The 10,920-nt window shown below is 63.2% G+C and carries 6 protein-coding genes; 2 read left to right on the forward strand and 4 right to left on the reverse strand.

Going from position 1 to position 10,920, the window contains the following annotated elements:
• Positions 1 to 148 precede the first annotated feature (148 nt).
• The 3 genes from HGO40_RS04080 to recQ form a co-directional block, all read right to left on the reverse strand.
• Entirely contained in the window at positions 149 to 2,122 is a 1,974-nt protein-coding gene (locus HGO40_RS04080) for a FimV/HubP family polar landmark protein (protein ID WP_250961979.1), read from the reverse strand.
• A gap of 119 nt (positions 2,123 to 2,241) precedes the next feature.
• Entirely contained in the window at positions 2,242 to 2,676 is a 435-nt protein-coding gene (locus HGO40_RS04085) for a MarR family transcriptional regulator (RefSeq protein ID WP_003199001.1), read from the reverse strand.
• Positions 2,677 to 2,793: 117 nt separating this feature from the next.
• The gene (gene recQ / locus HGO40_RS04090; protein ID WP_250961980.1) at positions 2,794 to 4,920 is read right to left on the reverse strand and encodes a DNA helicase RecQ; all 2,127 of its coding nucleotides are present in this window, start codon (positions 4,918 to 4,920) and stop codon (positions 2,794 to 2,796) included.
• Between the two features lie 421 nt (positions 4,921 to 5,341).
• Here recQ and HGO40_RS04095 point away from each other — a divergent pair, with 421 nt between their 5' ends.
• Both HGO40_RS04095 and HGO40_RS04100 read left to right on the forward strand, forming a co-directional pair.
• Positions 5,342 to 5,929 (forward strand): UPF0149 family protein, encoded by a 588-nt coding sequence (locus tag HGO40_RS04095; protein ID WP_250961981.1) that lies wholly within the window; start codon positions 5,342 to 5,344, stop codon positions 5,927 to 5,929.
• Between the two features lie 8 nt (positions 5,930 to 5,937).
• On the forward strand, positions 5,938 to 6,333 hold the full coding sequence (locus tag HGO40_RS04100) for a YbaN family protein (RefSeq protein WP_250961982.1): 396 nt from the start codon (positions 5,938 to 5,940) through the stop codon (positions 6,331 to 6,333).
• A 255-nt stretch (positions 6,334 to 6,588) separates the two neighbouring features.
• Here the strand turns inward: HGO40_RS04100 and HGO40_RS04105 are convergent.
• A partial coding sequence (locus HGO40_RS04105) for a cadherin-like domain-containing protein (protein WP_250961983.1) occupies positions 6,589 to 10,920 on the reverse strand: 4,332 nt, incomplete at its 5' end.

A 10,920-nucleotide genomic window follows, 5' to 3' on the forward strand; every position in this document is an offset into this window, starting at 1 on the left:
GGATTGATCGCCTGACAGGCCGCTATCGCGAGCAAGCTCGCTCCCCCACTGGATTCGGGATATACGTGAAATCCCTCTCCACCCAAGATCCCTGTGGGAGCGAGCTTGAACGCGAAGAGGCCGGTTGACTCGACATTCATTTACAACTTCAACGAATGCCCGCCAGCAGCACCCGGGCAGTCTCCTTGAGGGGGTCGTCGCCCTCTTCGAGCAACTCTTCAAGCAGGGTCCCGGCGGTCTTCAGGTCGCCATCGTCGATGCAGTTCTGGGCCTGTTCCAGCTTGGCCGAATGTTCCGGGGGCTGGGGTTCGAGGGACAGGGTGTCCAGGGAAACAGGTTCGAGGGCCAGAGGCTCAAATTCCAGCGCCTGTTCTTCATCGGCAAAACCATCGAGGAAAGCATCGTCCAGCGACTCGGTTTCCAGGGGCGCTTCCCATTGCAGCTCCGGTTCGTCGAAACCTGAAAGCGACAACCCCTCGGTCGGGTCGTTAGCAAGGGGGGCTACCGGTTTGTTTTCGGTGGAGGTGTCCTGATCATCGGCAAGGTCCCAACTGGTTTCCATGGACAGCGCATCCAGGTCCAGCTCGAACTCATCACGCGGCGCCTGTTCAGGCTCAGGTTCAACTTCAGGAGCCGGTGCCTGGGGTTCTGTCGGAGCCACTATCGGTGCGGTGATCGCGGCAACCTTGGGATAACGCCCACGAATGTCCTCCAGCGTCCCGGCATCGACCCCCTGTCCCAGCAAATGATTTTCCTGGGCCTGGAAACCGATGACATCGCCCTGCCTGCCCAGGACCTCCAGCAGTTTCAGGCCCAGGTCGGTGCGTTCAGGCTCCGCCAGCAACGCCGCGCGCAACAGCCCCGCAGCCTCGGTGAAACGGCCGTAGGTCAGGTAGCTCCCGACGCCCTCCAGCACATGACCCAGGGGCGCAGCGCCGTTATTGAACGTTGTCGCCGCCTCGGGGGGCTCCGTGTCGGGGATTGAGTCGAAGGTTGCGTCGCCCGCCTCCAGCATCGGCTCCGGGCGCTCTGCCATTGGCTCCAGCTCGGCCTGCTGCTGGCGCCGTCGAATGAACAGTAACAGCGCCAACATCCCCAACAGGGCTACCCACCCGACCACCCATGTCCAATTGATGCCCTCTGGCTCTGCAACCGGTGCGGTAACGGGGGATACGTCCGGGGCCGGCTCCGACGCAGGCTCCGCCGGTTGCGGTTGCGCCGACGCAACGGGGGCTGGAGCCGTCTCGGCCAGCCGGGCCTGCAATTCGCTGATCTGCTGGCGCTGCCCCGCGAGTTCCGCATCCTGGGCCTGGAGCCGCGCTTGCAGTTCCTCGATGGGCTTTTGTTGCTGCTGGTTATGCAGCACGCTGGCGGCCAACTGCTCATCGGACGCGGCAGAAGCCTGGCCAGCGGTGGTTGCAGCCGATGTCGGCAGCACGGCCGAATCGGGCAACAACAGGCGTTGACCGATGGAGAGCCGGGCGCTGCCGGGATTCAAGGCCTGGATCCCTTGCACCAGTTCATTGACCGACGCGTTACTGCCGGCGTCATGCAGGCGCTGGGCAATGATCCAGGGGTTGTCTCCCTGCACGACCGTATAGCGCTTGCCCTGTACTGCCGGGGGCGGCTTGATGGCCGGGGTGGCCTGGCTCGGCGCAGGCTGCGCAGCCGTGGAAGGTTCGTCACGTTCCGGCACGATACCCGGTGAGCCCGGAGGGTCGAGCAGCACGGTGTATTCGCGCAGCAGGCGCCCATTGGGCTGATTAAGCTGCACCAGGAAATTAAGGAAAGGTTCCTCCACCGGTTTGCTGGAGGTCACTCGAATGAAGCTGCGCTCCCCGCGCAAAAACGGCGTAAAACGCAGATTATTGAGAAAAAACACCCGTTCCACGCCCGCACGACTGAAATCGTCCGGGCTCGCCAGGCTGGCCGACAGATCACCTTCACTGATCCCGGCCACGTCGACCAGGGCGATATCGGCACGCAACGGCTGGTTCAGGGCGGAATGGAGCGTGATCTCGCCCAGCCCCAGCGCTGACGCCAAGGCCGGAAACCCAAGGGCACCCACGACGATCGACACGTTGACCCAACTGCGCAACGTGGACTGCAAACTTTCAAGCATGGGCATCCCTTTCGATTACCAGAACCAACCTCGGCATAAACGCCCTCAATAGGAACGCTTACTACTGGTTATAGTTCGCTAACCGGCGAATCTCAAAAGTCTGACGCCAGGGATATACCTCAGGATTTTTCCAGATTGGCCAGGATCGTGCCATGGACCCGCATGCAGACGCGCATGTCGGCCTCGTCGACACCTTCGAACAGTTCCCGGCGCAATTGCGTGGCAATGGTTTCGATCTGTTCGATCAAGGGCAGGGCCGGTGCGCAGAGCACGATTTTCTTGGCCCGGCGGTCTTCTGCCACGGCCTGGCGCTGCACCAGCCCCTGGGTTTCCAGGCTGTCGAGCAAGCGGGCCAGGGTCGGGCCTTCGACCGCGACGCTCTGGGCCAATTCGCGCTGGGTCGGCGCCTGTTCGAAACGGGCCAAGTGCAGCAGCACCAGCCAGCGCGCCTGGGACAGGCCCAACCCGGCCAGGCGACGGTCCAGTTCGGCACGCCAGCCTCGGGACATCTGCGCCAACTGCATGCCAAAACGGTGTTGATCGGTTAACGGCATAAAAAACTCATCAGATCTGAAATAGAGAAAAACTAATTATTAGTCAGCTAAGCATGAGCTTTGGATTCAAGCAAGGCTGGCCTTGTACTGAATCGTTAAAGGAGCGCAACTCACTGATCAGACTTCAAATTCCGACTGCAATGCAGCCCTGACGCAGTACAGCACACCTTCAGGCACCCGTCCGACAAACAACGCGGCGACTTCGGACACTGGCGGCAACTCGCCTTCGCCATCCAGGAAAGCGTCCTGTACTTCGCCCATCAGCTCCTCGGGCAGATCCAGGGCCTGCTCCAGGGATAACTGCTGTTTGCCAATCGCCTCGGCCAGCATCGTGTAGACGTTTTTTTCCGAACATTGCAATTGCCCGGCGATCTGCACCGGGGTCATGCCGGCCCGAGCCAGGGTGATGAGCTCGTGGCGCACATCGGCCACCGCTTTCGGCGCTTCGGCTTCACCGCCCAGCACCTGGAGGAAGGCCTCGCCATAACGCTCCAGCTTGCGCGCCCCCACACCGCTGACCCGGGCCATTTCCGCCAGGGAAGTGGGCTGGCTGCGGAGCATTTCCAGCAGCGTGGAGTCGGGGAAGATGACGTACGGCGGTACGCCGTGTTCCTCGGCCAGCTTGCGCCGCAAGGCGCGCAAGGCTTCCCATTGCTCGCGCTCTTCGCCACGGACCAATTGGCTGGCCTGGCTCTTGCTGCTCTTGACTGCCGTTGCCGGCTTGAGGTCGCGGCGCAGTTCGAGGGTGACCTCGCCCTTGAGCAAGGGCCGGCAGGTTTCGGACAAACGCAAGCCGCCGTAGCCTTCCAGGTCGATGTCCGCCAGGCCACGGGCCACCAGTTGCCGGAACAATGAACGCCACTCGCCCTCGGTACGGGCCTTGCCCACGCCGAACACCGTCAGGTGCTGGTGGCCGAAGTTGCGGACCTTCTCGTTGTCCTTGCCCAGCAACACGTCCACCAGGTGCCCGACGCCATAACGCTGGCCGGTGCGGAAAATCGCCGACAAGGCCTGGCGGGCCGGTTCGGTGGCGTCCCAGGTTTCCACGCCATCGACACAGTTGTCGCAGTGCCCGCACGGCTGGGGCATGTCTTCGTCGAAATAGGCCAGCAACGTCTGGCGACGGCAGCGGGTTTCCTCGCACAGCGAGAGCATGGCGTCGAGCTTGTGCTGCTCCAGGCGCTTGTGCCGCTCATCGCCCTCGGAGTTCTGCAGCATCTGCTTGAGCATCACCACGTCTTGCAGGCCGTAGGCCATCCAGGCATCGGCTGGCAAGCCGTCACGGCCGGCGCGCCCGGTTTCCTGGTAATACGCCTCGAGGGACTTGGGCAGGTCCAGGTGCGCGACAAAACGCACGTTGGGCTTGTCGATGCCCATGCCGAACGCCACGGTGGCCACCATGATCAGGCCCTCCTCGTTGAGGAAGCGCTTCTGGTGGTAGGCCCGCAGGTCGTTGGGCAGGCCGGCGTGATACGGCAACGCCGGGAACCCTTGTTCACACAGGAACGCCGCCACTTCGTCGACCTTCTTGCGCGACAGGCAATAGACAATGCCGGCATCGCTGCGGCGCTCGGCGAGGAACGCCAGCAACTGCTTGCGCGGCTGCTCCTTGGGCACGATGCGGTAGAAAATATTCGGACGGTCGAAACTCGACAGGAACCGCTCGGCATCCTGCAAATGCAGGCGCTCGACGATTTCCTCGCGGGTGCGCTTGTCGGCGGTGGCGGTCAGGGCGATGCGCGGCACGTCGGGGAACAGTTCCGCCAGTTGCCCCAACTGCAGGTATTCACGCCGGAAGTCATGACCCCACTGGGACACGCAGTGGGCTTCATCGATGGCGAACAGGGCGATTTCCAGGCTCTGCAGGAACGCCAGCATGCGTGGCTGCACCAGGCGTTCCGGGGCCAGGTACAACATCTTCACTTCGCCGCGCTTGATCCGCGTCGCCAGGTCTCGCTGTTGCTCGGCGCTGAGGGTCGAGTTCAGCGACGCGGCGGCGACACCCAGTTCCTCGAGGGTCGCGACCTGGTCGTCCATCAGCGCGATCAGCGGCGAAACCACCACCGCCAGGCCGTTGCGCAGCAGCGCCGGTACCTGGAAGCACAAGGATTTGCCGCCGCCGGTGGGCATGAGCACCAAGGCCTCGCCACCGTTGGCCACGCGCTCAATAATGGCACCCTGGCGGCCACGGAAACTGTCGTAGCCGAAGATGTCCTTGAGGACGCGTTGAGCCTGTTCGAGCATAGAAACTCCAAAAATCACCGAAACATCCCTGCAAGGCTGGTTCAGAATCACAAACGCTGCACCGGCAAATCGTAAGTGCGCGTTTCGAACCGGCGGGACGCCGCAGGGCATCGCAAAACGCGGCAGTATACCCGAGGCCTTCGTTGCAAAGGGGGCTGCTGACAAGAGGTGCTAGCGGCGAGTGTTGGACAACACCCAAACCTGTGGCGAGGGAGCTTGCTCCCGCTGGGGCGCGCAGCGGCCCTGTTTTATGGGGCGGCTTCGCCACCCAGCGGAGCAAGCTCCCTCGCCACAGGGGGTATGCGCCTGGACATTGGGGCAACCCAGCCCCCAATGAGAAGGCAAATCCACCACGCGGCTGGCCTGGGCGCTCAAGAAGGCCTAGAATTCCCGCATTGTTTATTCCCCAAGGTAGCCCGTAATGTCCTTCGCTGAGCAACTGACCCGCCTGCAAGTCTTCCTCGACGCCGATGAGCTGCACGACGAAGCGCTGGACTACGTGGCCGCTCATGGCTACTTGACCGCCCTGTCCATCTGCGCAGAAACAGTGCCGGAGCGTGAGTGGATCGACGCCTTGGTCGCCGAAGAGCCGCACTACAGCGACGAAGCCCAGCGCGCCGAAATCGAAGCCACGCTGATTGGCCTCAAGGCCCACATCGCCCGCCAACTGGCTTCCGATGAAGAATTCGAGCTGCCGTGCGAGCTGGACCTGGGCGATGACCCGGACGATTCGGAGCTGCGCGGCTGGTGCATCGGCTTCATGGAAGGCGTGTTCCTGCGCGACGCCGCCTGGTTCGAATCCGCCGAAGAGGAAGTCAGCGAAATGCTGTTGCCGATCATGGTCGGTTCCGGCCTGTTCGACGAGCAACCGGAGTTTTCCGACATCGCCGCCGACGCGAACTTGATGGACGACATGATCGTCCAGATCCCCGAAGCCCTCACCGCCTTGTACCTGCTGTGCAACGCCCCGGACGAGAAACCGGCGATCCTCAAGCCTCGCCACCACTGAGTGACCGGGTGCCCTCGCCCGTCGGCAACCGCCCGCTGATCCTGCGTTACGCTCTACTGGCCATCGGCTGGTTGAGCGTGGTGCTGGGGGTCATCGGCATCTTTATTCCCGTCCTGCCCACTACTCCCTTCCTGCAGCTGGCCGCGGCCTGCTTCGCTCGCAGTTCACCGCGCTTCTACCAATGGCTGGTAGGGCATCCCCACCTGGGCCCGTGGATCCGCGACTACCTCAGCGGCAACGGCATCCCGCTCAAGGGCAAGGTCTATGCCATCGGGCTGATGTGGGCCAGCATCCTGTTGTCCTGCTACCTGGTGCCATTGCCATGGGCGCGGGGGTTCATGCTCACCAGTGCGGTGCTGGTGACGGTTTATATTCTCAGGCAAAAAACGCTGCGCAAGCCCTGAATATCTAACGTGGCGAGGGAGCTTGCTCCCGCTGGGTGGCGAAGCCGCCCCTCTCAGGATTATTCAATCTCCCAGGCATTGCGCGCCAGGCCTTTTGCGACTGCTGCGCAGCCGAGCGGGAGCAAGCTCCCTCGCCACAGGGGCCTGTGTGTCTTCAGGTAGCTGTGGGTCCCCCATTTGTCTTCACTGAAATAAACAAAACCCGCCACATCCAAACCGGACATGGCGGGTTTTGTCATTTCAGCTCAGCTCACCTCACACCGTATCCACCTTCAACGAGTGATCATTCAACATCCCATTGATGATGGTCGCCGTGTCCGCACCGCCGATGATTCCCCCCGCGCCCGGCGTGACGCCGTAGTGACTGGCCAGGTTGACGCCGGCCAGGTCGATGGTCTGGTTCGGCGTGGCGCCGGCAAGGGCGCTGATGTCGATGCTAGTGGTGACTGATGCACCGCTGCCGCTGACGGAGAAATGCAGGTAGTCATCCAGTGACGCCGCGCTGCCGTTCTCCCCTTGCAGCAGTTGGGACAGGTCGAGCTTGTCGACGCCGGGCGCGAAGTCGGTGATCACGTCGTGGCCGCTGTTGCCCGCCTGCCATTGGAAGGTATCGGCGCCACTGCCGCCGGTCAGGGTATTGTTCCCCTGGCCGCCGATCAGCAGGTCATCGCCGCCCGCGCCATTGAGCACGTCATGGCCCAACCCGCCGTCGATGCGATTGCTGGCACCGTCGCCGGTGAGGGTGTCGTTGAAGTTCGAGCCCACCAGGGTTTCGATGCCTGCCAACGTATCGGTGCCGGCGCCCAAGGTGTTCTGTGCCGCGAGCAGGCCCAGGTTCACCGTGACCGCCGAGGTGGCGTGGGCGTAGCTGGCGGTGTCATGACCGCTGCCGCCATCGAGCAGGTCATTGCCCGCGCCACTGTAAAGCACGTCATCGCCCGCCCCACCCTGCAAGGTGTTGTTGCCCGAACCGGCACTGAGGGTGTCATTGCCGCCCCCCGCATTGAGGACATCGTCGCCATTGCCGGCCAACAGCACATCGTCGCCACTGGTGCCCGTCAGGGTGTGGCCCGCCTGATAGCTGATGCCGACCGAGGCGCTGTCACTGCCGCCGTGGTTGTCGCTGGCCGTGTAGCTGCCGTGGAAATCCGCGGTCTTGTCCTGCGCCCCGGCATAATCGACAGTCAGAGTCAGTTGGTAGTTTTCCGCAGCGTTGGCGTTGCCGCCGCCGGGATTGGCGATGTTGGTGACGTGGATCTGATAGTTGCCATCCGCTGCCGCGGTGAAAGATGCGCCGTCATTGATCGCAATGAATGGCCCGCCGTTGAGCGAATACTCCATCGCAATGCGACCGGCCGAGAGGTTGTGGTCCAGGGTGAGGGTTTCGCCCTGCTTGAGGCTGATGTTGAGCCGGTCTTCGTCGTTGGCGTTGTTGTTGGAGACCATTCCCAGGGCACCGCTGACCACCAGCATCGCCGTCATGCTCGCGGTATTGGCAACGAAAGCACTGCGGTTGAGGTTGATCGACTGCACGTTGTTGCCGGTAAAGCTCGCCGTGCCGATGCTGCCGGTAAAGTCCGCGCCCTTGGCGAGCCAACCGGTATTGAAACTGGTGGGCGAAGCCGTGAGCGGATCGCCGTTGGCGTCGCTGTCGTTACCCAGCAGCAATTCACCCGGGATCACGATGTTGCCCGACAGCACGTTGGTGATGACGTTGTCATCGACAGCGATCGGCGGGCTGTTCGGAACGACTTTGATCACTAGGTTGGAGCTTGCCAGGTCACCGTCGTTATCGCTGACGGTGTAGCCGATATTCTCGGTGATCAAGGTATGGGTGACGGTCTGGGAGGTATAGCTGAACGCACCGGTATCCAGGTTGACCACCAGAGTGCCGTCGTGGTCGGTGGCGATGCTCAGTGTGTTGGTGGCGGTATTGAAGGCGCCGTGGTTGAGCCCGCCGCTAGCGGTCAATGCACCGTGACCACCGTTGGCCGCCGGGTCGTAGCTGTACGTGGTGCCATCGACCACCAGGCTTTTGACAAACCCGCCATCGGCACCGAACGAACCCCCTTCGCCCAGCAGGTTGCCGGTGACCGGCGCGCCTTGCACGGTGTCGGCGAGCACCGAGTTGAGCTGGTTCAGGTCAGTGACCACCACCGCGTTGGTGTTGGTGTGGGTGCTGCCGTCGTAGGCCAGCGGGTCGAGGTGGGCATTGCTGACGCCGCTGCCCAGGCCAATGGCGTAGTTCTTGATGCCGTTGGCGTCGAGGAAGGCTTTCCACGCGGCTTCATCCGCCGAGCCGATTTCGCCCAAGGTCGGCTTGCCGTCGGAGAAGAAATAGCCAACGTTCTGTGCGCCGGTCAGTTGGCCGGAAGTTGCGAACGCCGTCTGGGCCATCGCCACGGCCGCATCGTAATTGGTGTCACCGTGCGCCGTCAGCGCGGCGATCAGCGTCTTGGCCGTTGCCACGTCTACCCACACGGCGCTCTGGTCGGTAGCGCTGCCGCTGAAGGTCACGAGCTGGACTTTTACATCGCCCATGTCGTCGTATTTGTCGAGCAAGGCGCTGACCGCCTGCTTGGCCAGGTCCATCCGCGAGAGCCCCGACACGCCGGAGGGGTCTTTCATGCTGCCGGAGACGTCGAGCACGATCAGCAGGTTGGAATCGATCTCGGTCGCCGTGACCGAACGCTCGGACGCGACAGCCTTGGGCACGTCATCGACAATGCTGACCACCAGGCTGCCGGTGGTGCTGTTGCCCAGGGAGTCCGTGGCCTGGTAGGTGAAGCTTTCACTCAGGGCATTCGGACCATCGTTGGCGTGGGGCGTGGTCGTGGCTGGCGCCGTCAGGGTGTAGGTGTAGGAACCGTCGGGGTGAAGCTGCAACTGGCCATAGGCACCGGTGGCGTTGCCCACCAGGTTGAAGGTGACGGCGCCGGTGGCTCCGCTGATCGAACCGACCAAGCTGCCGCTGGCGGTTTCACCGGTGGCGCTCGGCTCGCTGCCGGTGACGGTGCCGGGGGCCAGGTCCTGGCCATCCTGATTCAGATCGAGGGCTTTCTCGTAGACGGTAATGTCGTGGTCGGTTTCGGCGACGAGGCAGCTGTTGTGTACATCAATGGTGATGGTCGTGGTGCTTTCATCGCCATCGGCATCGCGCACGGTGTAGGTGAAGACATCCGTCGCGCCCGCTGCACCAACCGCGTCGGGATTGCTGTGGTAGACGGCGTTGCCGTTGGCGTCCAGGGTCAGGTAGCCGTAGGTGCCATTGATCTGGGTGTTGAGGCCGCCGATGGCTGGATTCGAGGTGTCGTTGCCGGCGCGCACGCCGATGACTGCGCCGCCGTCGGCACCCAGTACGTCGTTGTCCAGCACGTTGCCATTGACCGTCCCGCCCTCCACCACCGAGGCAGCGGCGCAGTGAGCCTTGGGTACGTCGTCGACAATGTCGATGACGATGGTGCTGGTGACCGTGTTGCCCAACGAGTCCGGGGCCTGATAGGTGAAGCTTTCGCTCAATACGTTCGGGCCATCGTTGGCGTGGGGCGTGGTCGTGGCCGGCGCCGTCAGGGTGTAGGTGTAGGAGCCGTCGGGCTGTAGCGACAATTGACCGTAGGCACCGGTGGCGTTGCCCACCAGGGCGAAGGTCACTGCGCCAACGGCACCGCTGACCGAACCGACGAGGCTGCCGCTAGCGGTCTCGCTGGTGGCGCTCGGGGCGCTGCCGGTGACGGTGCCGGGGGCCAGGTCCTGGCCGTCCTGGTTCAGGTCGAGGGCTTTTTCGTGGACGCTGATTTCCTGGTCCGGTGTGGCAACCAGGCAGACGTCATGGACATCGATGGTGATGGTGGTGGTGCTTTCATCGCCATCGGCATCGCGCACGGTGTAGGTGAAGACATCCGTCGCGCCCGGGACGCTGACGGTGTTCGGATTGCTGTGGTAGACAGCGTTGCCGTTGGCGTCCAGGGTCAGGTAGCCGTAGCTGCCGTTGAGGTGGGTGTTGAGGCCGCCGACGGCCGGGGTCGAGGTATCGTTGCCGGCGCGCACGCCGACCACCACGCCACCGTCCGCGCCTAGCACGTCGTTGTCCAGCACATTGCCGTTGACCGTGCCGCCCTCCAGCACCGAGGCAACATCGGCATGAGCCTTGGGCACATCGTCGACAATGTCGATGACGATGGTGCTGGTGACCGTGTTGCCCAACGAGTCCGTGGCCTGATAGGTGAAGCTTTCGCTCAATACGTTCGGGCCATCGTTGGCGTGGGGCGTGGTCGTGGCCGGCGCCGTCAGGGTGTAGGTGTAGGAGCCGTCGGGCTGTAGCGACAATTGACCGTAGGCACCGGTGGCGTTGCCCACCAGGGCGAAGGTCACTGCACCCACGGCGCCGCTGACCGAACCGACAAGGCTGCCGCTAGCGGTCTCGCTGGTGGCGCTCGGAGCGCTGCCGGTGACGGTGCCGGGGGCCAGGTCCTGGCCGTCCTGGTTCAGGTCGAGGGCTTTTTCGTGGACGCTGATTTCCTGGTCCGGTGTGGCAACCAGGCAGACGTCATGGACATCGATGGTGATGGTGGTGGTGCTTTCATCGCC

The organism is Pseudomonas sp. CG7 (assembly GCF_023701885.1).
Classification (GTDB): Bacteria; Pseudomonadota; Gammaproteobacteria; order Pseudomonadales; family Pseudomonadaceae; genus Aquipseudomonas; species Aquipseudomonas zanjanensis.

Coding starts and splice junctions, on each gene's coding strand:
- HGO40_RS04080 (WP_250961979.1), bottom strand. CDS start 2,122: ATGCTTGAAAGTTTGCAGTCCACGTTGCGCAGTTGGGTCAACGTGTCG.
- HGO40_RS04085 (WP_003199001.1), bottom strand. CDS start 2,676: ATGCCGTTAACCGATCAACACCGTTTTGGCATGCAGTTGGCGCAGATG.
- recQ (WP_250961980.1), bottom strand. CDS start 4,920: ATGCTCGAACAGGCTCAACGCGTCCTCAAGGACATCTTCGGCTACGAC.
- HGO40_RS04095 (WP_250961981.1), top strand. CDS start 5,342: ATGTCCTTCGCTGAGCAACTGACCCGCCTGCAAGTCTTCCTCGACGCC.